The sequence below is a fragment of the Microcystis aeruginosa NIES-2549 genome (assembly GCF_000981785.2).
Classification (GTDB): domain Bacteria; phylum Cyanobacteriota; class Cyanobacteriia; order Cyanobacteriales; family Microcystaceae; genus Microcystis; species Microcystis aeruginosa_C.
Genome location: NZ_CP011304.1, coordinates 2,491,780 through 2,518,356, shown reverse-complemented (window position 1 = coordinate 2,518,356; position 26,577 = coordinate 2,491,780). Strand labels below are relative to the sequence as shown.

Annotated in this window: 24 protein-coding genes and 2 pseudogenes; 16 read left to right on the top strand and 10 right to left on the bottom strand. The window is 42.9% G+C overall.

The annotated features are described in order from the left end of the window. Positions 1 to 113: 113 nt before the first annotated feature. The 3 genes from myaer_RS12425 to myaer_RS12415 form a co-directional block, all read right to left on the bottom strand. Positions 114 to 1,574, bottom strand: coding sequence for an efflux RND transporter periplasmic adaptor subunit (locus tag myaer_RS12425; RefSeq protein WP_046662322.1), 1,461 nt, complete (start codon positions 1,572 to 1,574; stop codon positions 114 to 116). Positions 1,575 to 1,692: 118 nt separating this feature from the next. Then, on the bottom strand, positions 1,693 to 1,971 hold the full coding sequence (locus myaer_RS12420; protein WP_046662321.1) for a hypothetical protein: 279 nt from the start codon (positions 1,969 to 1,971) through the stop codon (positions 1,693 to 1,695). Between the two features lie 146 nt (positions 1,972 to 2,117). Next, positions 2,118 to 3,677, bottom strand: a complete 1,560-nt coding sequence (locus myaer_RS12415; protein ID WP_046662320.1) for a membrane protein — start codon at positions 3,675 to 3,677, stop codon at positions 2,118 to 2,120. Positions 3,678 to 4,075: 398 nt separating this feature from the next. Between myaer_RS12415 and myaer_RS12410 the strand changes: the two genes are divergently transcribed. Beyond that, positions 4,076 to 4,567 (top strand): hypothetical protein, encoded by a 492-nt coding sequence (locus tag myaer_RS12410; protein ID WP_046662319.1) that lies wholly within the window; start codon positions 4,076 to 4,078, stop codon positions 4,565 to 4,567. On the opposite strand, the gene myaer_RS12405 is transcribed toward myaer_RS12410, so the two are convergent. Continuing rightward, a complete protein-coding gene (locus myaer_RS12405; RefSeq protein ID WP_046662318.1) occupies positions 4,564 to 5,598 on the bottom strand; it encodes a M42 family metallopeptidase in 1,035 nt (344 codons plus the stop codon). The two genes, myaer_RS12410 and myaer_RS12405, sit on opposite strands and share 4 nt — an antisense overlap. An 89-nt stretch (positions 5,599 to 5,687) precedes the next feature. Next, positions 5,688 to 7,025: an OB-fold nucleic acid binding domain-containing protein gene (locus tag myaer_RS12400; RefSeq protein ID WP_046662317.1), complete on the bottom strand. Its 1,338-nt coding sequence runs from the start codon at positions 7,023 to 7,025 to the stop codon at positions 5,688 to 5,690. A 292-nt stretch (positions 7,026 to 7,317) separates the two neighbouring features. On the opposite strand from myaer_RS12400, the pseudogene myaer_RS22040 reads away from it, so the two are divergent. From myaer_RS22040 to myaer_RS12340, 10 genes and pseudogenes are all read left to right on the top strand, one after another. Continuing rightward, positions 7,318 to 7,445 (top strand): annotated as a pseudogene (locus myaer_RS22040) (RNA-guided endonuclease TnpB family protein); the annotation flags it as partial. Positions 7,446 to 7,622: 177 nt separating this feature from the next. Beyond that, on the top strand, positions 7,623 to 7,910 hold the full coding sequence (locus myaer_RS12390) for a hypothetical protein (RefSeq protein WP_046662316.1): 288 nt from the start codon (positions 7,623 to 7,625) through the stop codon (positions 7,908 to 7,910). A gap of 831 nt (positions 7,911 to 8,741) precedes the next feature. Beyond that, the gene (gene gvpA, locus myaer_RS12380; RefSeq protein ID WP_002735503.1) at positions 8,742 to 8,957 is read left to right on the top strand and encodes a gas vesicle structural protein GvpA; all 216 of its coding nucleotides are present in this window, start codon (positions 8,742 to 8,744) and stop codon (positions 8,955 to 8,957) included. A gap of 435 nt (positions 8,958 to 9,392) precedes the next feature. Next, positions 9,393 to 10,031 (top strand): gas vesicle protein GvpC, encoded by a 639-nt coding sequence (gene gvpC, locus myaer_RS12375; RefSeq protein ID WP_046662314.1) that lies wholly within the window; start codon positions 9,393 to 9,395, stop codon positions 10,029 to 10,031. A gap of 581 nt (positions 10,032 to 10,612) precedes the next feature. Continuing rightward, positions 10,613 to 11,653, top strand: a complete 1,041-nt coding sequence (gene gvpN, locus myaer_RS12370) for a gas vesicle protein GvpN (protein ID WP_046662313.1) — start codon at positions 10,613 to 10,615, stop codon at positions 11,651 to 11,653. Between the two features lie 29 nt (positions 11,654 to 11,682). Next, a complete protein-coding gene (locus tag myaer_RS12365; protein WP_046663754.1) occupies positions 11,683 to 12,093 on the top strand; it encodes a gas vesicle protein in 411 nt (136 codons plus the stop codon). Continuing rightward, positions 12,050 to 12,361, top strand: coding sequence for a hypothetical protein (locus myaer_RS12360; protein WP_046662312.1), 312 nt, complete (start codon positions 12,050 to 12,052; stop codon positions 12,359 to 12,361). Before myaer_RS12365 ends, myaer_RS12360 begins: the two co-directional genes overlap by 44 nt. 402 nt (positions 12,362 to 12,763) lie before the next feature. Next, on the top strand, positions 12,764 to 13,237 hold the full coding sequence (locus myaer_RS12350; protein ID WP_046663751.1) for a gas vesicle protein K: 474 nt from the start codon (positions 12,764 to 12,766) through the stop codon (positions 13,235 to 13,237). Positions 13,238 to 13,252: 15 nt separating this feature from the next. Continuing rightward, entirely contained in the window at positions 13,253 to 13,987 is a 735-nt protein-coding gene (locus tag myaer_RS12345; protein WP_046662311.1) for a GvpL/GvpF family gas vesicle protein, read from the top strand. 14 nt (positions 13,988 to 14,001) lie between these two features. Beyond that, on the top strand, positions 14,002 to 14,262 hold the full coding sequence (locus myaer_RS12340; protein ID WP_046662310.1) for a gas vesicle protein GvpG: 261 nt from the start codon (positions 14,002 to 14,004) through the stop codon (positions 14,260 to 14,262). A gap of 127 nt (positions 14,263 to 14,389) precedes the next feature. Here myaer_RS12340 and myaer_RS12335 read toward each other — a convergent pair whose 3' ends face one another. Beyond that, complete coding sequence (locus tag myaer_RS12335) at positions 14,390 to 14,728, bottom strand: gas vesicle protein (protein WP_046662309.1); 339 nt, start codon at positions 14,726 to 14,728, stop codon at positions 14,390 to 14,392. Between the two features lie 92 nt (positions 14,729 to 14,820). Between myaer_RS12335 and myaer_RS12330 the strand changes: the two genes are divergently transcribed. The 4 genes from myaer_RS12330 (at position 14,821) to myaer_RS12315 (ending at position 21,205) form a co-directional block, all read left to right on the top strand. Beyond that, entirely contained in the window at positions 14,821 to 15,504 is a 684-nt protein-coding gene (locus myaer_RS12330; RefSeq protein ID WP_046662308.1) for a GvpL/GvpF family gas vesicle protein, read from the top strand. Between the two features lie 12 nt (positions 15,505 to 15,516). Next, positions 15,517 to 17,418 (top strand): ArsA family ATPase, encoded by a 1,902-nt coding sequence (locus tag myaer_RS12325; protein WP_080949754.1) that lies wholly within the window; start codon positions 15,517 to 15,519, stop codon positions 17,416 to 17,418. 83 nt (positions 17,419 to 17,501) lie between these two features. Continuing rightward, the gene (locus tag myaer_RS12320; RefSeq protein WP_046662306.1) at positions 17,502 to 19,346 is read left to right on the top strand and encodes an AAA family ATPase; all 1,845 of its coding nucleotides are present in this window, start codon (positions 17,502 to 17,504) and stop codon (positions 19,344 to 19,346) included. 758 nt (positions 19,347 to 20,104) lie between these two features. Further along, positions 20,105 to 21,205 carry an alkene reductase gene (locus myaer_RS12315; protein ID WP_046662305.1) on the top strand — a complete coding sequence of 367 codons (1,101 nt, stop codon included), beginning with the start codon at positions 20,105 to 20,107 and terminating at the stop codon, positions 21,203 to 21,205. 59 nt (positions 21,206 to 21,264) lie between these two features. Here myaer_RS12315 and grrA read toward each other — a convergent pair whose 3' ends face one another. The 3 genes from grrA to myaer_RS12300 all read right to left on the bottom strand — a co-directional run bounded on the left by grrA (position 21,265) and on the right by myaer_RS12300 (position 23,811). Then, positions 21,265 to 21,639 carry a GrrA/OscA1 family cyclophane-containing rSAM-modified RiPP gene (gene grrA, locus myaer_RS12310; protein WP_046662304.1) on the bottom strand — a complete coding sequence of 125 codons (375 nt, stop codon included), beginning with the start codon at positions 21,637 to 21,639 and terminating at the stop codon, positions 21,265 to 21,267. A 14-nt stretch (positions 21,640 to 21,653) separates the two neighbouring features. Beyond that, positions 21,654 to 22,553 carry an extracellular substrate binding-like orphan protein GrrP gene (gene grrP, locus myaer_RS12305; RefSeq protein ID WP_046662303.1) on the bottom strand — a complete coding sequence of 300 codons (900 nt, stop codon included), beginning with the start codon at positions 22,551 to 22,553 and terminating at the stop codon, positions 21,654 to 21,656. Between the two features lie 88 nt (positions 22,554 to 22,641). After that, entirely contained in the window at positions 22,642 to 23,811 is a 1,170-nt protein-coding gene (locus myaer_RS12300; protein WP_046663749.1) for a PQQ-dependent sugar dehydrogenase, read from the bottom strand. Between the two features lie 229 nt (positions 23,812 to 24,040). Here myaer_RS12300 and myaer_RS12295 point away from each other — a divergent pair. After that, positions 24,041 to 24,469: pseudogene (locus tag myaer_RS12295) on the top strand (pentapeptide repeat-containing protein); the annotation flags it as partial. Between the two features lie 146 nt (positions 24,470 to 24,615). Here myaer_RS12295 and myaer_RS12290 read toward each other — a convergent pair. Next, a complete protein-coding gene (locus myaer_RS12290; protein WP_046662302.1) occupies positions 24,616 to 26,469 on the bottom strand; it encodes a peptidoglycan D,D-transpeptidase FtsI family protein in 1,854 nt (617 codons plus the stop codon). Positions 26,470 to 26,577 lie beyond the last annotated feature (108 nt).

Here is a 26,577-nt window from a genome sequence, read left to right as displayed (position 1 = left end):
CTTAACAAATTAGGTTTTAGATTCGTCCATTGTTATCAGTTTTCAGTTACCATTTTTCAGTTATCAACTGATCACTGATTACTGATTACTGTTTACTGATCACTGATTACTGATTACTGATCGCTGATTGCTGTAATTTTGTCGCCATCACCGAGATAGGCTGCCCCTTTGGCCACAATGCGATCGCCCGCTTGTAAACCGGTGAGAATTTCCACGCGGTTATTCGGCATAATTTGACCTAATTGCACAGTTTTGGCAGTGACAGTGTTATCAGGTTCAACTAAATAAACTAGAGCTTGATTATCTTTTTGAGGTAAAACTGCGGTCATGGGGACGGTTAAACTATTGCTAGTATTCGTCACGATCGCACCTCGTAAAAACATCCCCGGTTTTAACCCTGTATTGTCGGTTAAATCGACTTTAACCGTCGCCTGACGGGATGCCTCATCGACGATGGGATTAATTTCGCGCACCTGTCCCGATAATTTTAAACTGCTATTAGCATCGGAAGTGATAGTAACGGGCGCTCCGACGCGGATTAAGGGCAATTGATTCTCAGGAACCCGCAATCTTAGCTCTAAACGCCCATTTTCGATGATTTTAAAGAGAGCATTTTGACCGTTGGTGGTGTCCCCGATGCGGCCATTTCTTTCGGCAATTTTGCCACTGACCGGGGAAATCAGGCGAGTCTCGTTTAATTGGGCGTTAACAATGGCTAAACGGCTTTGAGCTTCCGCTAATTGGGCTTTAGCTTGGGCGATCACTTCGGGACGATTGCCGGCTTGCAATTGTGCCAGTTGCTGCTCTGCTTCTCCTAAACGGGATTGGGTCTGTTGTACGATCGCCGCTTGCTTTCTTTCTTCATTGAGGACTTCATCGAGACGATCCCGGGCGATCGCTCCTTCCGCTTCTAAACTTTGGTTTCTCTGGACCCGTTTTTTAGCCAAATCCCAATCCGATCGAGCTTGACTAATTTCGGCTTTTATGCGTTGAATAGTTTGTTTAGCTCCAGCGATCTCCTCTTTACGGCTCCCCGCTTGCAATTCTGCCAAACGCGCTCGGGATTGGGCGACATTAGCCTGTGCTTGGGTTAATTGCGCTTGTAGGACGGTATCATCGAGACGAGCCAAAATTTGACCTTGGCTAACGATATCACCCTCATCGACAAAGATTTCTTTGATTTGTAGTCCCGTCGCTTGGGAAAGAATCGGGATTAATTCATCGGCTGCCACGCTTCCAGTCGCTTTCAGGGTGCGGGCCACGGGAGTGGATTCTACCCTAGTGGTGGTTACTGTTTGTGCTGGTGCCTCATTTTTTGCCGCTACGGGCTGAGTATTGAGGTTTTGGGCTGTTTGGGGTCGATTAGCGAAACGAGTCGCCCCTAGGGTCAATAAAACCCCTAATCCCACACCGATAAATAAACCCCTTCCTCCCGATAGCCACGAGTTGGTTTTTGTCGGTTTTGGCGAGTATTCGGTTTTCTCTGGCTCAATTTCAGGATTAAGTGCGATAATTTCGGGAACTAGCGAATTATCGGCTGAATGCTGGTTATTTTCTAGGGTATCTGGCCGCACGGTCTGCCCTCTCGGTAGATTTTGGATAAAATGTTAAGTTTTGTATCCATTTATAATCTAACGGAAAAAGGTCGCCTGTGGGGAAAGTGAGAAAGTCTCGTTACTCTCCAGCGATCGCCTAGGGATTGTTGCCCATAAAAAAAGCCCAGAATCCCACAGCAATCAAGGAACCACTCAAGATAGTTATTAATGTCCAAATTTGGTTGCTTTGGGTTCCTTCCACCTTTATTAGTCGATTATCCATACTATCGACTTTCTCTGTTAAAGTTGCTAGTCCTATCTTCACATCGGTGACATCTTTATCTAAGGTTTCTAGCTTTCGATCAAGACTTTTAATGCTATCTTTAATTTCCTTGAGGACAGATTCGAGGGAATAGGTAACGGCTTCTGCTGTCATTACGGTTAACTCCTATCAGTCGAGAGATAAGTAGCTGGTTATAATTAAATTAAAAATGGATTTTGCCTTTAATCCCCCCTTGATAAGGGGGGATCTGACAACTTTTAACACCTACCTACTTAATGTAATTATCGATAAAAATCCTCTTAATTCTCTACTTGATTTTTTTCGAGAAATCCCGCCTCATCTTCCAATTTATCGCTGATTTCTGGCAGTTTTAGCAATATTCCAGCGAATAACCAATAGTAAACAGAAACAGGCTCGACGGAGAGAGGATAATAGTAGGGATTATAGCTAATAAAAAGCAGGAAAATCCAGATACAGAGACCCCAATGCTTTAAAGCAGGATTTTTTACTTTTAAATAGGCTTTAAAGGTGAGAATACAGAGAATTGTCACCAGTACCATAAAAGCGATAAAACCGACGATACCGACTTCGTAGAGGAGTTTAGCGTAGTAGGTTTCAATTAGTCTTATCCCCTCTTCTCCCACTATATGACGAGATCCACTGCTGGCCGTGCCTAAACCAAGACCAAAAAGCTGTGCATATTTAAAGACCCACTGCATTTGATTGCCTACAAAGTCAATGGGAGACGAATATAGCCAGCGATCGATAAAATTTAGCCCTCTTTCCCGAATAAAGGGAATTAACGTCACTGAAAGCAAGGAAAGCAGCCCCAAGATTCCCAATTTTAATGGTAACTTTCGTTTATTTTTGCTAGTAGCAATAAAAAGAACTAAATAAAACAAAGGTACTAGCAATAAAGGTAATCTTTGTCCAGAAACCAGAGTCGCAAGGAAGACTAAAACCATTGCTACCCAACCAGCGACGCGCCATCTTTTTTGCGGATCACTAAAACTGGCTGCGTAACTGATGACGCTACTAGATACTAAAAACCAACCCCATTGCCAAGGATCGGAAAATGTGCCTGGGAGACGAATTAAGCCTCGATCGGGATTATACAACACCGAACCCCCGACAAAACATTGAGCTTTCAGGCTGGCTTTGTCGGCAATATTCGGATAAAATTGGGTATCGGATTTCGGGGCAGTAACTTCGAGTTGATTGAGGAATTCATTATCGGGACAGATGCCTTGGAGGAGTAAGAAGTATTGAATTAGAGCTAAAACGCAACAGACTAAGATCATCACGATTAAAAGCCGATTAACCACGAATAGATCCCGTTTTTCCTTGATTAGATAGTAGCCACAGAGAACTAGGGGTATATAACCGAGGAGGGTTTTTAATCCCACAACTCCCACAGCAATTGCTCCTTGGGGCAGATTGATAGAAAGAAAAGTTATCAAACTGCTGGCAAGTAAAATCAAAGCTGTGATGAGAAAAGGCTTGATTTGGGGTCGTAATTGCTTAAAAGTTTTGGTTTTAATTAAAATTGCCGCTAAAGCCGGGAAATAAAAGGCATCCTTGGCGATTTTGTAGAGAGAATATGATGGCTCTTCGCCAATGAAGTTGCCCTTTACCTGAAAAACTCTCGCCACAGCAAAAGTGACGGTACTACTCAGGGGAAGATAGATGATTAGGGCTAATAATCCCAGACGGGGATGGATAAAAGAAGCGACCATGGCGGGAACCGCCAAAATTCCTAACAAGGCGGCTTTTTTGTCCAATACAATCCCTAAAACTAGACTAATTATTATGGTAGAGATCGCTAGTATATTTAGTAAGAGATAGTTCCTCTCTTTCATATCGTGCAGCTTGGAAATATTCAAAGGAAAGTGTAGCAGATTTTTGCTGAGATTCTCATTCTCAATGGCGGAGGTGGGGAGCTTTTCAGTGATCAGTAAACAGTAAACAGTGAACAGTAATCAGTGAGGTTCTTTTTGTTTGTGTTAGGCAATAGACGGGGTTATAAGAGATGAAACCCTTATAGAGAAAGACATTTGGCGATTTTTGTCAATTGTTTTCGATCTAGAACGAACTAATCAATTAAGTCTCTTGCCAGATAAGGATGTAGTCTATTCATGCCACCCGATTGAACCATAGCAAGTAACGAAGAACCCATCTGATACTGATCAAAGTTTCCTTTTGCTTCTTAGCTCTTGCTATACTTATGTAAAGTTTTATTGATCTCGATCTTGACTCCGTGGCCGAAAATCTTTCTTTTCAAGACCTTTATCAAGCTGGCATCAGTGCCTTTGAGCGTGGACAATATCGTCTTAGTATCCAGCAATTAAATGCGGCTTTAGCCTTAATTTCCTTAGGATCCCGAGAAGGGGGTGAGATCCAAATTTGGTTAATTTCTGCCCATCAGGGGTTAGGAGAGGGGGAGAAAGCCAGTGAAATCTGTAAGCAACTTATTAGCCATCCTATCTATCAAATTCGCGAACAGGCCAAGCGTCTGCTTTATATTATCGAAGCTCCCCGTCTCAAACGCCCAGATGAGTGGATGACGAAGATTCCCGATTTAGAGAAACTTCCCGATAGTACAGCGCAATTTAAAAAGGGAACAAATAAACAGAAAAAAGAAGAACCCCCCGCACCCATGCAGTTAGAGCAGCATAAAAATACTGTTTTTAGCGGACTGGCGATCGCTGTTATTCTATTAATGCTCTGGTTTTTTGCTAAAAATAGCTAAATTAGTTGACAATAAGCTTCTAATATGCTAATGCAGTTGGCTATGGCTCCTAAATGGGCGATTTCATAACCGTGGGTGTTTTGGGTGGGAAAACCTAAGCAAGCGGCCTTAGCTATATGTCCGAATTTCATGGCAATGGAGGCATCGCTACCAAAACCACTAATAATAGCTAATTGCAGGGGTATTCCTGCCTTTTCGGCCGCTATTCTCAATTCTTGATTTAATTGCTCATCATAGATACCGTAACCATCCTGAGACAATAAAACAGGACTGCTGCCATCCTTAATCGGATATTCAGGCGCGAGGGGACAGATTTCTAGGGCAATTAAAGCATCTAAGCGGTTATTTGCGGTAAAAAATAATGCCCCTAAGGCTCCTACCTCCTCCTTAGCTGAGGCAACCAGATATATATCCACTGCAGGGTTAATTACTCTGGCCGCTAATTCTAAAAGAATCGCCACGGAAGCTTTATTATCAAGGGTATAACTGGCAATGTAGTCTTTTAGTCGAAAGGGTTGTTTTCGGTGTTTTCCCACCACGACTCGACTACCGACGCGCACCCCACAAGCGTCTAATTCTTCCGGAGTCAATTTCGTCTCTATCCATGCGGATTCCCAGGTGACGGGAGTGTTTTCCTGCTGCACTTTTTGCGGGGATTGATGGGAAATATGACGGGAACCAAAGGAGAGAATTCCCGATCTGGTTTCCCTATCACCGATAATATCTACCACTCCCTCTCCGTAAATCCAAGGAAAAGCTCCCCCGAGTCGCTGAATTTGCAGAGTACCATCGGGATTAATTGCCTTGATAATAGCGCCAATTTCGTCTTTATGACCGGTAATGGCGATTTTTTTGGTCGAATCCTGTCCTTTAATTTTTCCAATGACATTTCCCGCTTGATCTTGCCATGTTTCTAATCCTAACTCTTGAAAGCGTTCTAGTAACAGGTGATCGATTTCCGTTTCCATCCCACTGGGGGAATGATGGAGGACAAGAGTAGCAATGCTGTCAAAGAGGTGATCAAAATCCATATTTGTCTTGATTTGTGGGTCGAAAGAGAATTATTATCGAAACTGGAAGTCGAGAAGGTTTTACAGTAACAATAATTGCTAGTTACCATTTAATGATTAATCAGAGGTGCAGAATTAGCCAGAAAACCGGCAACTTTTAGAGACTCTAGCACCGAATTGTCGTCCTCTACCCAATAGTTTTGTCCTAAACGCACAAATTGACGCTGAGTTCCCGCACCGATGGTGGCAATAACGGGAACTTTTGCCTTTTGTTTGTCTCCCGATTGCAGAATACTTTTAAGAAGATTTTGACGATTTTGGTTGACGACATCTTGCAGGGATAAATTAACCATCACCATTTTAATGGTTTCGATCGGTTCCGCATCTTCGACAATTAATTGTACCCGATCATCTCGGCGATCAACTTTTCCCCACACCATTAAAGTTGCTTCCTCAACTAATAATTTTTGCAGACGTTCGTAGGTATCGGAAAAAATCACCGCTTCCGACTGTCCCGAGGCATCTTCTAGGGTTAAAAAAGCCATGGGAGTCCCTTTTTTAGTCATAATTTTCTTGACGGCATTTAATAGGACAATTGCACTGACTTTTTTTCTGGTTTTGTGTTCTTCTAAGTCAGCTAAATTGATAGGAGATAGGACTTGAGCGGCTCTTTGTAAAGCTTTTAAAGGATGTTCGGAAACATAAAAACCTAAATGTTCTTTTTCCAGTCTTAACTTTTCCTGTAGGGAAAAATCTTCTACTGCTCGCGCACTGGGAGACTGTTCAAACTCAGACTCTTGTTTATTTTCTATGCTACCTCCTAGCATATCAAAAATATTCATTTGACCACTTTCTTTCTCTTTGGTGCGTTTTTGCGCCCAAGCAACTACTAATTCTAAATCTTCAATTAATTGATGGCGATTGGGTTGAATTTTATCAAAAGCACCAGAATAAATTAGCGTTTCTAAAGCTCTTTTGTTGACCAATCGTAAATCAACACGCTCGCAAAAATCCCCTAAGGAAGTAAACTTTCCTCCTGTTGCTTCCCGGGCTTTTAAAATAGCCTCGATCGCATTTTCGCCCAGATTTCTAACTGCGGACAAACCAAAGAGAATTTTGCGTCCAATCGGGGTAAAATGTTTTTGCGATCGATTGATGTCGGGAGGTTCGACATCGATATTCATTTTCTGACAGTTTTCTCGATACTTTTCCACCTTATCCTGATTATCGCTACTAGCAGTTAGTAACGCTGTCATATATTCCACAGGATAATTAGCTTTTAAATAAGCAGTTTGATAGGTGACGTAAGCATAAGCGGTAGAGTGAGATTTATTAAAACAATTGGAGGCAATTAACCCGTTGCCCAGCAAAAAATTATGATCTTTCTCCACCCCAATATCGTAAACTGGTTTCCTTCCCAGGGATTGACGACCGATAATTTTAACCATATTAGTAACCCAACTCTCCAGAGATTTTGGCAACAGTGCTAATAGAAATATGGCATTTCTTGGCCATATCAGACGGCCAAGGTCACCAAAATGGCTTTCTTATTCCTTGTGTCATAAGTTTAACTTATATAGTAGTGATCGATCTCTGTGTCCTTTGTCCCTCTGTGGTTCGTTCCACTCACTCGCCAGCAGGACTGTATCTTAGAATACATTTTACCCACCAAACCTAAGAGAGCCAAAAAATTACCCTATTGATAACTAAAGTGTATATTCTACCTACAATAGGTTACGATCAATATTCACCGACGAGAAAAAACAAGAAGAACCAGACTTCTTGAATAGGGTTAGCTGTGGCCCTTTGCCACAAGGTTTAAGACACCTGTAGCTTTTACTAATTTCTTTGCTGGTCCTACAAAATTTGGTTAAAGGGTAGCAACGCAAAGCGGGACAAAATCCAGCAGTTAAGATAGCCAAGAAACCTTGTCACTGACGGCAAGGACTTATATCGCACCTTGACCAGAGGTCAGCAATGGGTGGTTCAGGGATTGTGTTATAATTCTGGCCAGGCCATCAAGGGATTTGAAAAGGAGTAACACCATGAGTCTATCTTCAGAAGCCTATCGCCAAGCCCTCGTGCGGGATGGAGAACGGCGTTATCAGGAATGGCACCAAAATTATCACAACCAATGCCGTCAATCAACGGCTGAATACCAAGCTCGTTCTGCCCAACAACGCCCAACAAACCAACAACGTCCAACAAAGCCTTGGATTTCCTCGGAAGCCTACCGCCAACTTTTAGTCAAAGATGGGGAGCGGCGTTTTGCGGAATGGCACGGCGAGTTTTTAGACTATCAAAGACAATTTCTGGCCAGTCAATCCACCTAAACGGACGTCAGCCAATCGCCATTACAGCAATCTCTGAAAATAGTGGCTACAGTCCCCGAAGAAATAGCTGATACCAATTTTCAATAGTCGTGACTAACATCTGAAAGTGCAATTCCTTTCTCCGAGAGGGATTGCGCTTTGAAATGATCAACTAAGTCTGTCATTACTTTTGAAAAATGATATAAAGATGAATAAGTCCAGAATGCAAGACTTATCACGAATGCAGCCAAGAATTCAAGATCAGAAGGAATAAGAATCCTGTCAACAAATGCTGATGGGCAGTCAGGAGTTTAAGCTTGTGGAGAGACTGTAAGACTGGTTGGGACTCTCTCAAAAAGCAGGTTTCTGTGAAGCAAGAATTTCCCATCACACATCTTCGCATTGTGATGGCTAGATTGTCAAGTCTGTCCACCCCTCAGCCTCGCAAATAACACCTAAGATAGCGATCATTAAAACTAAAATTTCAATACATTTGTACCTTAAGCACCTAAAAGCCTTGCAAAGCAAGGCTTTTACTATTAGTTGATTCGTTCTATGTAAGTTCTTGGCTAGAGCCAGCGATCGCTTAATAATGAAAGCATAGGTGGGCCTTTTCTGAGAATTGATTCCATTTCTTAACCCCAAAAATGAGAATTGACTACATTTCTTAACTAAGGAATCGTACATTTCTTAACCAAAAACTTGAGATTAGATATTGACAACGACAAAATAAGGGTGTTACTCTTAAAAGTGCCGAAGTGATGGGGGCAGAAAAACTAAATGGATTTCTGAATCTCCCATGATTTCAGCACTGTACACTTTCTATGAAAACAACAAAAAGGTCTATCTACCATGGCAGTTGAAAAAACTAACTCTTCCTCCAGCTTGGCTGAAGTTATCGATCGTATCCTTGACAAAGGTATCGTCATTGATGCTTGGGCTCGCGTCTCTCTAGTGGGCATCGAATTATTAGCGATCGAAGCTCGTGTAGTTATCGCTTCGGTTGAAACCTACCTCAAATATGCTGAAGCCGTTGGTCTAACTCAGTCTGCAGCGGTTCCTGCTTAAGGGTCGGTCACAGATTTTCCCATCGGCTGAGTTAAAACCCTTCCGGTTTCTCCAGATTCTTGGCTTTTCTTTGATCCATATTGAGTTTAGTTACCCCTCTCTTGGGGCGCAATAGTCTATAATTGATAGATTTGGCGCGGCAGTGGATAGCGACAACAAAGCTAGACCCATACAAATTATTTTTGTAACCGTCATTTCGACCTTTGTAGCTAGGTTTACCTCCTATCACTAGAAGGTTGACTATTGTTCGCAATAGAAAGCCTCTCTTTGGGGAGTGAGCGGCGCCCCTTGCTCCGGGGCAATTCACTATCTCAACTTTTGGATGATGAGAAAAGTCGGAATCTATTGTCTCTCCCCCCAGTCGCCGTGAATGTTTTTTCAACGGGTGATTGGGTCTAATCCATTCAATAGCATTTAGTAATTGAGGACAACCCCATGCCTGCTCTCATGGAAAAGTTCCGCGAGGAGCGTTTATCGATTGCTGAAGAAGTAGCTGAACTCTCGCGAGAAGTTCAAGGTTTTCTGTTGGATGTCAAAACTAAAAGAGGACAACAAGCGCAAGAACAGGCAACTGCTTTGCGTAACTCTTTCCAAAAAGTTCAACAAGAAAGCAACTTGTTTTTAACAGCTACCCAAAAGCAGCGTTTAGCTCAAGCGGAAAAGCAAAAAGAGGATCTACGTCAATTTCAAGAAAACCGTTTAGCTGCAGCGAAAAAGCTAGACGACGACTTACGTCAACAGCGTTTAGATCGAGCCAAACAGCTAAAGGACGATTTAAGTCAATTTCAAGAACAACGTTTAGCTGCAGCGAAAAAGCTGGAGAACGACTTACGTCAAGAGCGTTTAGATCGAGCTAAACAGCTAAAAGACGATTTAAGTCAATTTCAAGAACAACGTTTAGCTGCAGCGAAAAAGCTGGAGAACGACTTACGTCAACTTCATCTAGATCGAGCCAAACAGCTAAAGGACGATTTAAGTCAATTTCAAGAACAACGTTTAGCTGAAGCGAAAAAGCTAAAAGACGATTTGCGTCAATTTCGTCAAGAGTTGTCTATCTATGTTTTTGGCAAATAAATCTCTAGGTTAATTCCAACCCACTTAAGCCTAGGGCTAGAGTGAAAACCCTCTAGTCCCTTTTCCTGGCTAAACTAGAGGACTATCTGAAAATACAACAATAAGCCTCTGGTTTGACACCTACCATGGTTATCCTGCTTTTTTAAGTTTCTAGACTCGACCTAGTAGTGGTGGGTTACTGTTTGGGCGACTCTAGGGCTTTGGTAAATTGAGAAGTATTATAAAACTTCACTTAGTTTATAGTTAATGTTGTCATTAATAGTCTTTTATTGACAAAGGAGGTAAGTGAAAAGGACTGCATCTGCCTAGAGCTTTTTATTAGCTCCTTGACTAATGAATATCCTGAAATACCTTCAAAATCAAGGTTCTAGGGCTAATTGATGACAGTTACTAATATTTTCGGATATTATTGAGGTAAGACTTAAAAGCTAAAGACGATTAAACTTGCCGTAAAATTCGGGTGACACAAGCGTCCTTGCCGACTCGGTTATTAAGAGAAAACCTGAACAGGCGGTTGTTAGCTCAAGAATACCCGTCCGCTTAAGGCGGGGATTATCAATGGTATTTACTAAATTTCAACTATGACAGTTACTGAAACTCAAACAAGAAGAGCCGTTCTCTCCCTTCGCCCAGGTCAATTTGTTGTTACGCCTTCGATTGATCAAATTGCCACCCGCGCCTTACGTTATCTAAACTCCGGCTTTTCCGTTCATCTATGTGGTCCAGCAGGAACGGGAAAAACCACATTGGCAATGCATCTGGCCAATTGTTTAGCCAGACCTGTGATGCTCATCTTTGGCGATGATGACTTTACCAGTTCTGATTTAATTGGTAGCCAATCTGGTTATACCCATAAAAAGCTGACGGATAACTATATCCACAGCGTTCTCAAAGTTGAAGACGAGCTAAAACACAACTGGGTGGATTCTCGCTTAACAATGGCCTGTCGAGAGGGTTTTACCCTAGTTTATGATGAGTTCAATCGTTCTCGACCTGAGGTCAACAACGTTTTACTCTCTGCCTTGGAAGAGAAAATTCTCACCCTGCCACCCACTAGCCATCAACCCGATTACCTACAAGTCAATTCTCAATTTCGGGCAATTTTCACCTCCAACCCAGAAGAATATTGCGGGGTTCATGCTACCCAAGATGCTTTAATGGATCGGTTGGTAACCATTAATATGCCTGAGCCGGATCAACTGACTCAGACCGAAATTCTTGCCAAAAAAACGGGGATTGGTCGAGATGATGCCTTATTTATTGTCAACCTCGTCAAAACCTTTCGTTTGAAAACCGAGGCTGAAAAAACGTCAGGTTTGCGCTCTTGTTTAATGATTGCTAAGGTCTGTGCCTCTCACGATATTGTGGCTAGCTCCTCTGATGCGGACTTCCGTGATATCTGCGCCGATGTTCTTTTGTCCCGCACGAATTTATCTATTGATAAGTCAAGAGCAATTTTATGGGAAATCCTCGACGACGATCTGGTAGAACCCCTATCCGTTGTAGAGGAAACGGAGCCTTCCGAGGGCCAAGCGTCAACTTCTGAGCCTTCCACAGGAAATCAATCGTTAAAAGCCATTCAATCTTTACTGCGAGGCAACTTGCCCCAGCGGAAAGACTAATTTTATACTCTTATTGAGTGAAACCAACCGTGACTTCTTCCACTTTTGCTGGCTCGCTCAAAACCCAATCAAACAACGCTCTGAAAACAGCAACTCAAGGTTCGGGTTTAGCGGATATCCTCGAGCGAGTTTTAGATAAGGGAATTGTGATTGCTGGCGATATTTCCGTTTCGATCGCCTCCACTGAACTTATAAATATCCGCATTCGTTTGTTAATTGCTTCTGTTGATAAAGCAAGGGAAATGGGAATCAACTGGTGGGAAGGGGATCCCTACCTCCATAGCCAATCCCAAGCTTTACTAGCAGAAAATCGGGAACTTTCACTCCGACTCCAAACCCTAGAAACTGAGCTTGAAACCTTAAAATCCTTAGCCAAATTGAGTGCAATGGAGAGCCATGATACCAGTCCGAACGATGAAGCACATTCCTCAGATGCGTGAAATTCCTCACTTGAATCCTCAAAGGTTAGGAAATTTACACGAGTTGACAATTGCCCCCCTTGATAAAGCCAGGGAAACGGCGATTAACGGCTTGCAAGGTTATCCCTACCTCCCTAGCCAATCCCAAGCTTTATTCGCAGAAAACCTGGAACTTTCACGCCGACTTCAAGCCTTAAAATCCTTAACCAAATTTAGTGCAATGGAGAGCCGTGATAGCAGTCGGAACGATCAGTCACATTCTCCATATACAGTGAAATTTCTCAATTGAATCCTCAAACGGTAAAGAAGTTTACACGGTTAACGATTGCCTCTGTTGATAGAGCAAGGGAGATGGCAATTAATGGCTGGGAAGGCGACTCCTATCCCTATAGCCAATCCCAAGCTTTATTAGCAGAAAACTAAGAACTTTCACGCCGACTTCAAACCCGAGAAACTGAACTTCAAGCCTGAAAATCCCTACCCCAATCCAGGGCAATGGAGAGCCATGATACCAGTCAACCATGATCAAGCACATTCCTCCTGTCGGCGAAGTTCTTTACTGGAATCTTGCCAAGGCAGAGGAAATTTGACATTGTTTAATTACATCATTTTTTCCCTCAGATAAAATTTCTTGGCCAATCTCCCCACTAGAGACTCACCGTTAAAAACTGCTAATTTACCAATTCCAACCATGACCCTTGCTTGCACACCTTACGATTCTGATAATCAAGCCTTGCTGACCAGTCCAGAAAGTAATAGCCAAGCCGGTTTAGCCCCTTTACTGTTAACTGTCGTGGAACTGGTACGCCAATTGCTCGAAGCCCAAATCATTCGCCGGATGGAAAAAGGGGTTCTCAGTGAGTCCGATTTAGATAGAGCCGCAGAAAGTATCCAAAAATTGCAAGAACAAATTCTCTATTTGTGTGAAATTTTTGAGGTTGAGCCAGAAGAGTTAAATGTCCATCTAGGAGAGTTTGGCACTCTTTTACCGGAAGCAGGGAGTTATTACCCAGGAAAGGAGGGTATTAAGCCTTCTGTGTTAGAATTAGTGGATAGACTCCTCAATACAGGAGTTGTTGTGGAAGGAAATGTTGATCTGGGTTTAGCTCAACTAGATCTAATTCACCTCAAGCTTCGTTTGGTTTTAACTTCTCAGCCGCTTTAATTTGGGAGAATACTGATGACAGTGGGTCTTTATTTATATGGAATATTTCCCGAACCAGTTCCTGACGGACTGGTTTTGCAAGGGATTGATAATGAGCCAGTTCACAGTGAGATGATTGATGGTTTTAGTTTTCTCTACTCCCTTGCTCATAAAGAGAAGTACTTGGCATCCCGTCGCTATTTAATTTGCCATGAAAAAGTATTAGAAACTGTCATGGAGGCGGGGTTTACAACCTTGTTGCCCCTGCGGTTTGGCTTAGTTATCAAAACTTGGGAATCCGTCACCGAACAATTAATTAATCCCTATAAAACCCAACTGAAAGAATTATTTGCTAAACTGTCAGGCCAACGAGAAGTTAGCATTAAGATTTTTTGGGATAATCAGTGGGAATTACAAGCGGCTTTGGAGTCTAATCCGAAGTTAAAGCAAGAACGGGATGCGATGATGGGTAAAAACTTAAATATGGAAGAAATTATCCATATAGGTCAACTCATTGAAGCCACTGTATTGCAACGGAAACAAGACGTTATTCAAGTCTTTAGAGAGCAATTAAATCATCGCGCCCAAGAGGTGATTGAAAGCGATCCGATGACGGATGACATGATTTACAATGCAGCTTATTTAATTCCCTGGGAGCAAGAGCCAGAATTTAGCCAAAAGGTTGAAGCAATCGATCAGCAGTTTGGTGATCGCCTAAGAATTCGCTATAACAATTTAACCGCACCCTATACCTTTGCCCAACTTATCTAAGGAGAGTATTAGTTATGTTTCTCGATCTTTTACTTCTTCCTGTTACCGGTCCTATTGGGGGTCTAATCTGGATTGGGGAGAAAATTCAAGAACGTGCAGATATAGAATATGATGAGGCGGAAAATTTGCACAAATTATTATTATCCTTACAACTATCTTACGATATGGGCAATATTTCTGAGGAGGAGTTTGAAATTCGGGAAGAAGAACTTTTATTAAAAATTCAAGCCTTAGAAGAAGAGGCGGCAGAAAACGAATCTGAATCTTCTCTCTAAACTGGCAATCTTTCCAACCCGATAGCCCATGAACAAAATCAAAGATTGTAGCGGTGCTTAGTAAGGGCGGCTTTGACAAGCTCAAGAACTGGTTGAAGCTCGGTCAGAACTAGCCCTTGATTAAGCCTTAATATTCTAGATAAAAAGCTTGGAAATTACTAGAATCATTAGAGGAGTGAGCAACAGTTTTGGGGGAATCAGGTTTTTTAGCTAAACTTAAACTAGGAGGATTGGCTGTACGCAAATTTTGAATACTTTGTTCTGTGGTCTCAATTTGCTCTGTCACAAACGTGAGACGATTTTTTAATTGCTGAATCTGCCGCTCCATCATTTCTAATTTTTCTTGGATACGTTGTTTTTCAGTAATTAACTTATAAAGCTCAAGTTGGTGATCTGCTTCAGATTGTTTCCGAGGCATAGTGCTAATTTTAGATCTAATTGGTCTGGGTGGACGAGTGGTTGTCATAAAAATCCCTGAATAACTTAGAATATTCTAGCATATCAACGTCCCAATATAAAAATTTGTAAAAAATCGTCAATTTTCCTTTGGTAAACTCTATGAAATTGTACAATTTATATACTTACGCTTTTTTGAAAACCCCAATAGAAAGCCTAACATTACCCGTTGGAATGGCTAACCCATTGTTACTGATAACTGGTGGAGACCTCTCGGCCGTAGTCGAACCCGAAGTTAGTTTAGACACTTTACAAAATGATGATGAACGGTTGATTCAATCCGTTTTATGTCACGATCAAGTCATCTGTGAATTATTTCAACAAACCACTATTTTACCCTTACGTTTTGGCACATCTTTTTTAGAGGCAGAAAATTTACTGACTCATCTTTGTTCTCATGCCCAAGAATATCAAGAAAAAATTGAAGAACTTGAGGGAAAAGGAGAATATCTTTTAAAATGTATTCCCCGTAAGCTAGAGGAGCCAGTACTCCCTTCTGAAAGCAGGGGCAGACAATATTTTTTAGCCAAAAAACAGCTTTATGAAGCCCAACAGGATTTTTATACTTTGCAGGGTTCAGAATGGCAAAATCTCGTGGATTTAGTCAACCAAAGCTATCCATTAACGAGGATTGTTACTGCTCCAGGGACAGAATCACGAATTTATCTTTTAGTTGATTTTCAAGAAGAACCTTTACTAATCGAGCAAGTCTTGCATTGGCAGAAAGCCTGCCCCCGTTGGGAATTACAATTAGGACAAGTTTCTCCCCCCTATCACTTTACTTAACTTGATTTCTCTATGACTAACTTTAACTTGGCAAATAACTCTCTAAGTCCTTATGACACTCGACATTTAGTTATGTTTAGTGGCAAAGGAGGAGTGGGAAAAACCACCCTTTCCTGTGGATTTGCTCGCCGTTGGGCTAAATTATTTCCCGAGGAACAAATCCTATTAATCTCAACCGATCCTGCTCATTCTTTAGGGGATGTATTGCAAACAGAAGTTAGCGATGAAGCATCACCTGTAAAAGACTTACCCAACTTAAAAGTTAGGGCATTAGATGCGGAAAAATTGCTCTTAGAATTTAAAGAAAAATACGGAAAATTTTTAGAAATTTTAGTAGAACGGGGCAGTTTTGTTGAGGGAGAAGATTTAACTCCTGTTTGGGATTTAGACTGGCCAGGTTTAGATGAAATCATGGGTCTATTAGAGATTCAACGATTACTTATTGAGAAAGTTGTAGACCGAATTGTTGTTGATATGGCTCCCTCTGGTCATACCTTGAATTTATTGGAAATTAAAGACTTTTTAGAGATTATTCTCAATTCTTTAGAGTTGTTTCAAGAAAAACATCGTGTTATTTCGCAAACTTTTTCAAAAACCTACAATGCCGATGATGTGGATGACTTTTTAGTCAAAACAAAATCAGAATTAACCGAAGGCAAACAACTCCTACAAGATCGGGATTTTACCCTTTGTTTAATTGTGGCAATTGCCGAACCGATGAGTTTATTAGAAACCGAACGATTACTCAATAGTTTGCATCACTTAAATATTCCCTGCGGCAGCTTATTTATCAATCGCATTCTAACGGATCCTAATCAAAATTTAGATCGCTATAGTGAGCAACAGCAACTCCTCGATAAATTCCTAAAAATTCCAAGTCAAGAGACAATTTTCACCCTGCCCCAACAGGCAAAAGAACCCCTAGGAGGTGAAGCATTAGATCAGATCATGAGTCAAATTAAAATCCTCGAAAAAGTAGAATTTATTACCCCGCCTCCCATTCAATGGCCGCAAAAAATTCTGCCGAGTTTTAGTGATTTTATTGACGACAAACGCCAACTTATTATCATTGGTGGCAAGGGTGGGGTGGGAAAAACCACGGTTGCCGCGGCCATTGGTTGGGCGTTAGCTAATCGTCATCCCGATCAAAAAATTAGAATTATTTCTATTGATCCGGCTCATTCTTTGGGAGATGCCTTTGGGACAAAATTAGGACATCAATCCACACAATTAACTGCTAATTTAAGTGGTCAAGAAGTTGATGCTAATATCGTTTTAGAAAAATTTCGAGATGATTATTTATGGGAACTGGCAGAAATGATTAGTGGTGAAAGTAAGGAAGAAGGAAATATCAAACTAGCTTATACTCCAGAAGCTTGGCGACAAATTGTGGCTCAATCTCTGCCAGGAATTGATGAAATGTTGTCCCTAGTAAAAGTAATGGAGTTATTAGACCAGAAACAACAAGATTTGATTATTTTAGATACGGCTCCTACCGGTCATCTCCTGCGATTTTTAGAAATGCCAACGGCTTTAGGAGATTGGTTAAGTTGGATTTTTAAGCTTTGGATAAAGTATCAAAAAGTATTAGGGCGTGTAGATTTAATGGGACGATTGCGAATCTTAAGACAACAGGTGATGTCTGCCCAGAACAAACTAAAAGACCCCCAACATACAGAATTTATTGGAGTTTTGCAAGCCCAAGATGCCATCGTTGCCGAACAACTGCGATTGACAGCATCTTTGAAAAAAAAGGGAGTCTATCAACGTTACGTCGTGCAGAATCGTTATCACGCTAATGAGGAAATTGATCGGGATTTATTCCCAGAGCAAACCTTGATCCGCTTAGCCAGTTTACCCCGGTCAGTAGAACCTCTAGCCCGGGTAAAAGGCGCGGCAGATCTGTTATTTTAAAGGTAATTAGTCTGCTCAAGTCGGACTTCTCAACCTCATCTATTACCCAGTCCCCATCCTTCAATTGATTCAGGAGAAATTTTATGGTAGAATTATTCAAAGGCTTTGAGCAATTAGTAGAACTCGCTAAGACCTTAGAAGAGAAACTGGAAAAAGGGGAAATTAAAACCGAAGTGCAATTTAACTCTCGTCCCTTGAGTAACATTCCCCGCGCTGGCGGTATTCCCCGTCCAGGGGGAGTTTATCGCCCGAACAATTCTGGTGGGGATGATTTTGAGGTCAATCGCAATCGGTCATCCCCCACCGATTCAGGGGTTGAAGACAGTGTGACACCGCCCGAAGAACCGACCACGGCTTCTCTGAAAGATGTTGGTGGCTTGACGGAAGTGATTAAAGAACTCAAGGAACTAATTGCCATTCCTCTGAAACGCCCGGACTTGTTGGCCAAGTTAGGACTTGAACCCACTCGCGGCGTTCTCTTAGTCGGACCGCCTGGAACCGGGAAAACCCTGACTGCCCGTGCTTTGGCCGAAGAACTCGGTGTTAACTATATTGCCTTAGTCGGACCAGAGGTGATCAGCAAATATTATGGGGAAGCCGAGCAAAAACTCCGGGGAATTTTTGAGAAAGCCAGTAAGAATGCGCCTTGTATCGTTTTTATCGACGAAATTGATAGCATGGCACCCGACCGCAGTAAAGTTGAAGGGGAAGTAGAAAAAAGACTGGTGGCCCAATTGCTCGGTTTAATGGATGGCTTTGCCCAAAGTCAAGGGGTGATTGTTCTAGCGGCGACAAACCGTCCCGACCATCTTGACCCTGCCCTCCGCCGCCCCGGACGGTTTGACCGAGAAGTCCTCTTTCGGGTGCCTGACCGGGCTGGTCGTTTAGAAATCCTGCAAATTCTCACCCGTTCCATGCCCCTAGATGAATCAGTTTCCTTAGCTCTGATTGCCGATAATGCGGTGGGATTTGTCGGGTCAGATTTAAAAGCCGTTTGCCAGAAAGCGGCCTATAGTGCTTTGCGACGACAGGTTCCTACGATTGACTCGCAAATTCCCGAAACAATGACGGTGGTGCAAGCCGACTTTTTGCAAGCCCTTAAAGAAGTTAAACCGGCGGTATTGCGGTCTGTGGAGGTGGAATCTCCCCATGTGGACTGGGACAATATTGGCGGACTTGAACAGATTAAACAAACCCTACAGGAGTCCGTGGAAGGAGCATTACTCCATCCGCAATTATATACGCAAACCAAAGCCCAAGCTCCCAAAGGTATTTTACTTTGGGGTCCCCCCGGAACGGGAAAAACCTTATTGGCCAAAGCGGTTGCATCTCAGGCGCGAGCTAATTTTATTAGTATTAATGGACCTGAGCTTTTGAGTAAATGGGTGGGGGCCAGTGAACAGGCAGTGCGTGAGTTGTTTGCCAAAGCTCGTCAGGCAGCACCTTGTGTGGTTTTTATTGATGAAATTGATACTTTAGCGCCGGCAAGAGGTCGTTATAGTGGGGATTCGGGAGTGAGTGACCGGGTTGTGGGACAAATCCTCACGGAGTTAGATGGGTTGCAAACGGGGGCAACGATTTTAGTGATTGGAGCCACTAATCGCCCCGATGCCTTAGATCCAGCCTTATTGCGAGCGGGACGGTTAGATTTACAGTTAAAAGTTGATTTACCGAATGCCTCCAGTCGTTTAGCAATTCTGGGGGTTCATAATGATGAACGTCCTTTAGAGGATGTGGATTTAGGCCATTGGGCCGAGGCAACCGAAGGCTGGAATGGTGCAGATTTAGCTTTATTATGTAACCAAGCGGCACTGATGGCAATTCGTCGTTATCGCCATCAGGGAATGACTGACCCGGCTGATATTCGCATTACAACGGCTGATTTTAATCATGCTTACCAACTGTTGGTTGAACAGCGTGCCAATTGATTTTTTTTTCCCCCTTTACTTAAAGTAAGGGGGGATAATCTCAAATCAGGAAAACCATGCTAAAAAGAAAAATTTGCCAAAATCTCTGCAATAACGGGTCTAATTAACTGACGGTTCGCTCCTTTTCTACTGACAGTTTTTTTAGATAAAATGATTCACCACCCATATTGGTATAAGTTTAGTTTATGACAAGTGGGAGGGAAAAACCAAGAAGGATGACTTGAGAGAAATGGTCAAGGAGGTGATGGAATGGGGGTAGTCCCCTCATACATAAGTTGGGACAGATGTATCTATGGTATTATTGGGGTGATCGGATAGTTAAGGTTCCTATCTCTTGAGATTTAAGCAATATTTCTGATGCCAAAATTGCCACCGAAGTTGCCAAGAAATTTATCATGACTCAACCACCATAAAATATAGTTTATGTCTCTTTAATTTTGGACGATGAATAAATTAAATAACTGGTAATTATAGTCAAATTTATCACCAATATCAATTATAGCGTTTTTCAGTCTGCTGAGGTACAAAAGTTATGGGTTTTAGGCACTCATGCAAGAGGCAAAAGGCAAAGGGGAAGAAAAACAGGTGTACCTCACTAGCTTAGGAAACGCTATATATTCAGCTAGTTAATCCGATTAATTATCCTAGCTTAGGAGAGGGACAATCTCGCAGAGAGACAGTCAATGATACTTAGGTGCGATTGTCTGGTTTTAAATAATTGCGGTAAAATTAACCTAAATTCTCTATCGGCAAATTCGATGACTGCCTTCACTACTTCCCTGACTCTTTTAAGTCAATTTAAATTGGGAGATTTAAACTTAGAAAATCGTCTTGTGCTTGCTCCCATGACGCGAGCGCGAGCCGGAGAAAAACGTCTGGCCAATGAGATAATGGCCGAGTATTACCGGCAAAGGGCCAGTGCGGGATTAATGATTACAGAAGCGACGGTAATTTCTCCCCAAGCTAACGGTTGGCAAAATACCCCCGGTATCTACACCGATGAACAAGTGCAAGCATGGCAAATGGTGACAAAAATCGCCCAAAGAAAAGGAACACCAATGTTTTGTCAATTGTGGCACTGTGGTCGCGCTTCTCATCCGAGTTTTCAGGAAAATGGGGCTTTACCGGTTGCCCCTTCCGCAATTAAGATTAAGGGGGAGTTGCATACACCCATAGGCAAACAGCCCTACGAGACCCCTAGAGCCTTAGAAACCGAGGAAATCCCCGCAATTGTCGCCGATTACCGCCAAGCCGCTCAGAGGGCAAAATTAGCGGGGTTTGATGGCATAGAAATTCACGGGGCTAATGGTTATTTAATCGATACTTTTCTACAATCGGCCACTAATCAGCGTCAGGATAAGTACGGTGGCAGTTTGGAAAATCGCTATCGTTTTTTACAGGAAGTAGTCGAGGCAATTTTAACTGTTTTTCCCAGTCATCGGGTGGGGGTGCGTCTGTCTCCCAATGGCGTTTATAATGACATGGGTTCCGAGGATTTTCGAGAAACTTTTCTCTATGTTGCCCAAAGATTAAATGAGTACAATTTAGCTTATTTGCATCTGCTAGATGGCTTGGCTTTTGGGTTTCATGAAAAGGGTCAACCGATGCTTTTATCTGAGTTTCGGGCTGTTTTTAATAGTGCTTTAATCGGCAATTGTGGTTATACAAAAGAAACTGCTGAGGCCGCTATTCAGTTAGGAGATGCAGATTTAATTGCTTTCGGTCGCCCCTATATCAGTAATCCCGATTTGGTGGAAAGATTCGCCAATAATTGGCCCCTTAATCCCGATGCTGAGATGAAGGATTGGTATTCTTTTGACAAGGAAGGTTATATCGATTTTCCCAGTTATAAACCCTAGATTTCATCGTCAAACCAGGGTGGGGACGAGGATAAAGTTATCGCCTCACCCAACCTTACTTACCAACGATTTAAGAAACCGCCACCATTACCCCAGCGCGGTCGGGAATTAAAGAAACCACCACCGTCAGACCAACCATTGCGCCAGGGCCGCCCATTAACAAAACTACCACCGCGACCATCTACCCAACCACCGACACGACTATTCCCCCAACCGCGATTGCCACCATCTCCCCAGCCTAAAGCTTGTAAACTAGGATCGGCAGTACCTTCTGGCAGTTGGTTAACTCGTTCGCGTACAGCGCTAGATAGACGACTTAAACGCGCTTCAATGGGATTACCCTCGTCTGAGGCGGCCTGAGCGGTGCTAGTCAGACCGAAAGCAGATAAAGCGAGAAGAAAGCCGACTAAACCGGTTTTATTGCTGATATTCACCTGAATTTCTGCTCCTATTTGGCTTCTTGGGGATTAATTTGGGCGTGTTCGATAACTTTGAAGGCAAAAAACCCCTTTAATAATTCTGGGGGGATGGGAACCATGCCTTGACTACCGAACCAGCGATCGATTTGACTAACGGTGGCCGTATCATTGGTGATGTAATCCTGCATCATTTTAACAATGGCATAGTTGACATCATCCAAAAAAGTAGAGTTATTTTCGGGAACCATGCAAGCGATGCCAAAATTAGCTAAAGCTTCTTCGGGGACGATTTCGTAGATTTTAGGGTTATCTCTGAGGATTGTTCCCGCTAAAGAGATGCTATCCCCCGCTATGGCGTCAATTTTACCGGTTTTTAAAGCTTCGAGGGCTTCTTCTACGGTGCTGTAGGTGGTAACAATTGTCGCTTGCGGTTGTACTAATTTAATCACATCCACGGCCGCAGAAGTGGGAACCAAGGCGATGCGTTTACCGATTAGGGATTGAGGAGTGGAGAGATTGCTACCTTTTTTGGCTAAAATCCTAATCCCAGAAATGCTGTAACTGATGGAAAAATCGACAACTTTCGCCCTTTCCCAAGTAAAAGCCGTACTACAAGCGATATCGATTTCCCCGCTACGAATGAGATTAATTTTCTCTCCGGGTTGGTTAGCTTCAATCATTTGCAGGGTGACGGGACGACCGAGACGAGTTTGCAATCGTTTTCTAATTCGTTCCAACACATCCATAGAATAGCCGACTAATTCCCCCTTCTCATTGACGTAGGAGTAGGGAATCGCATCAAAACGGGTTCCTACGGTCAAAAACCCCGTGCGAGCCACTTTTTCCACCACTGTTTCCGCTAAACTTGCACTAGCGAGGAACATAGGTAATATACAACCTAGTCCCACTAACTGTAAAATTTTCTTCATAAATCGAGTGCTTGCTCCCGTACAAACATAACTATACTAGAAGTCGCTAAAAAATCTTCAAGGTTTCCATAATAATTTCTGTGAACTTTTACAAATTAGATGGTGGTTCAAGGCGAATTAATTGACCGTTACCTTCATCGGTGAGCAGGTATAAAAATCCATCGGGACTTTGACGCACATCCCGCACCCTCTGACCGATGGGAATCGCTTCTTGATTGATAATTTCACCCGATTTATCCACTGACAGACGACGAATATCCCTGGAAACTAAACCACCAGCGAATAAATTTCCCTGCCAATCAGGAAAGCGATTACCGGTATAAAAGACCAATCCTGAAGGAGCGATCGCAGGTGTCCAAATTGTTTTCGGATCAATCAGACCGGGGCGCGATTCTTCGCTGGAAACTGGGGTATTAGTGCCGTACTCTTGACTGGCAGAAACCAATGGCCAACCGTAATTTTTGCCCTTTTCAATTAAATTTAATTCATCCCCTCCTTTCGCTCCGTGTTCGGTTGCCCAGACTCGTTTAGTCATCGGATCGAAGCTGATTCCTTGAATATTCCGATGGCCATAACTCCAAATTTTAGAACCCGCAAAAGGATTATCTTTCGGTATAGAACCATCGTCATTGATGCGGATAATTTTACCTAAATGACTTTGCCGATTTTGGGCCTGTTTTCTAATTAAATCTCCCGCTAATTGTAGGGGAGGATTACCCCCGTCCCCAATCGCTACCAATAAAGTGCCATCTGGTAGCCATAATAACCGCGAACCGAAGTGTTGAGAGCCAGTTTTTGCCTGGGAAACTTCAAAAATAACCCGCACATCTCGCAAACTTGCACCATCATAAACCGCACGAGCGACGCGGGTACGATTAGCCTCCTGGTCTCCGTGGGCATAAGTTAGATAAATCCAGCGATTTTGGGTAAATTGGGGATGAATTGCCACATCGAGCAATCCTCCTTGTCCGACGGCAAAAACTTCGGGAACTCCAGCGATGGCTTTTGGTTCTAGTTTACCCTCTCTAACCACCCTTAAACGACCGGGGCGCTCTGTGATCAGGATTTCCCCCTTAGGTAGCCAAACCATCGACCAGGGATGCTCTAAACCCTCGATTACGGTCACTTTTTGCCATTGATTTGTCTGGGAATTATTCGCCGAAGTTAATACATTTGAACCTTGACAACTAGAGATAATTATGGTATACAAAACGCCAGATACTATAGGCGAGAAAATGCGATTAAGAGAAGTAAGCATTAGTTGGTAACTCCCCATACGAATATTGGTCAATTTTCCCCGACTAATCAGGCTCACCCTACAATTTTAGCAACCGGGCAGTTTTAAGAAATAGACCTCTTGCAAAAGTCTTAAGTCGATCCTTGTACAGCAACATTTTTGAAGATTATCAACTACTAATAAATAATTAACTGAAAGTCCCTCCCATTATTGTTTCTATCGTTTGTTTTCGGATTTATGCAAGAGGTCTTATGATTATAAAAATTCGGGAGCAATCGGACCAAAAGCCAATTTAACCGGTGCTTATCTCAATAATGCTAATCTTAGATTTGCCGACCTCAGTGGTGCTAATCTCCGGGGAGCTTATTTAAGCGGGGCCGACTTAACCGGTGCAAATCTGGCAGCTGCGGCCTTAAGTGGAGCTAACTTGCAAAGAGCGTCCTTAACTGGAGCTTTTTTGCGTGACGCTCGTTTAGTTGGGGTCGAGTTACAGTTTGCGGATCTGCGAGGTGCGGACTTAACCGGTGCAATTCTAGAACAGATCCAGAATTTAGAAGGGGCCGATTTCAGTCAGGTGGAAGGATTGAGCGATTTAGAGCGCTCTTATCTCTGTGGTCGTTCCTCCCGGGAGTTAGGAACTTGGAACCCCTACACCCGCTCCAATACTGGCCAGAGTTGAGGCTGTTTACCGCGTTAGAGTGGGCCTCTTTGACCGACTACCGACTCCCCAATCGGCCCTGAAATCGGCAAGGCCCAAAATAATTAAGCCCCATGTAGAATCGGAGTTACCAGACAATTTAGCGGCTTTTCTCCTCAACACTTAAATTAATCGTGCCGCGGGGGTTTATTGGTCGCAGAACCCGCCGGAACAACCTTAGAGGTGGGGGGGATACCTTTAAGGGAAATGAGCGTATTCATCACCGTTTTTGCCACGGGAGCGGCAACGGTGGAACCAAAAGTATTCGCCCCCTTGGGTTCATCCACCACCACCAAAACCACATAACGGGGCGATTCGATCGGTAAAATCGCGACAAAACTGGTAATTTTGGCGTTAGGTAGATAACCCCCCGTCGGACTGGCTTTTTGTGCGGTTCCCGTTTTGCCTCCGATGCGATAACCAGGGATTTGGGCTGCTACCCCCGTCCCCTTGCTGACGACGGTTTCCATCATTTCCACCACTTGCCGGGCCACGGTGGGAGAAAAGACTTTTTTGCTGGGATAATCGGGCTGCCAGTGCAAACGGCCGCGGTCGTCGGCTAATCCTTTGATCACATGGGGAGTCACCAGGGTGCCACCATTGGCCAGCGCACCGTGCATCTGTACTAATTTCAAAGGCGTTAGGGATAAACCTTGACCAAAGGAAGCGGTGGCTGATTCAATGGCATTATCCAGAAATTCTTGTTCGGGTTTGAGATATCCTGCCACTTCTCCGGGTAAATCTACGCCAACCCTTTGATTTATTTCCAATCCTAATAAACTTTTATAGAAATCAACTCGCCCCATTTTTTGGGCAATTTGCACCATGGCCACGTTACTAGAGGTTTGCAGAACTCTGGCCATATCTAGCGCCCCATAACCCTGTTTAGAGGCATTTTTAATCGTCCAGGGGCCGACAGTAATTGCCCCCGGATCATTGACTACTGTATTAGCTTGAATTGCCCCCGCTTCCATGGCCAGGGCGATAATAATTGGTTTAAAAGTTGACCCCGGTTCGTACTGATCGGCTACGGTCCAATTTTTAAATAGAGCCACATTGGCTTTATAGTATTCATTGGGGTTAAAAGTTGGCTCACAAACTAGGGCTAAAAGAGAACCATCAAGGGAGTCCATGACGATGACAGCCCCCCGTTTAGCATTAAATTTTTTTAGCTGTTCTCGTAGGGCTGTCCTGGCGGCTCTTTGTAGTTTTAAATCGAGGGTTACTTCTAACTGTAATTCATCAAACTGAAAGACACCATCAGGAACAAAAGCTGGTAAAATTCGCCCGTCTCCCATGCGTCTTGTATTGACAGAAAAAGGATCTCTTTCTAATAACTGACTGGAACCTCGTTCTAATCCTGCCTGCCCACGATGTTCTTTATCTACATAGCCAATCACGTCGGCTGCTACATCGTCTTGGGGATAATAACGAGCGTATTTTTCCTCTAATTCTACCCCGTCAAGAGATAATTGTTTTAAGCCCCTAGCCACGGATTCAGTTAATTGATTGGCTAAACGAATTCCTGTTTCTTTTTCTTTAAATTTTTGAATGAGTTGATTAGTAGGGATATTTAATAAAGGAGCTAATTTATCAGCCACTTCTTCGGGCGGAATAGCAAACAGTTTTGGGTGTACATAAAGAGTATAAATTAAGCGATCAGTCGCCAAAACATTACCATTACTATCGACGATCGCACGTCGGGGAATATAGGGTCTAATACTTGTAGTTTGCTGTTGTCTGGCTCTTTTTTGCAATTCCTGTGCTTGTACTATTTGCAATTGGTACAATCGCCAAGCTAAACCCAAAATACCCATGACTAAAATCAACCACACCGCCACCAACCGCCCGTTACTCAAAGGCAAACTTTTTAACTGTTTTTGCTGTTTTTTGTCGTTTAAATAAGACTTTCTGTCCCGAATCCTGCCCGAGGGCGATCGAGTTTTTTTACCTCTAAATCCGGGTCTTTTGGTGTCAGTCATGAGCAGTATCTTTCATTTATCAGTAATCAGTAACCAGTGAACAGTAACCAGTGAACAGTAACCAGTAAACAGTAACCAGTAACCAGTAAACAGTAATCAGTAAAAAGA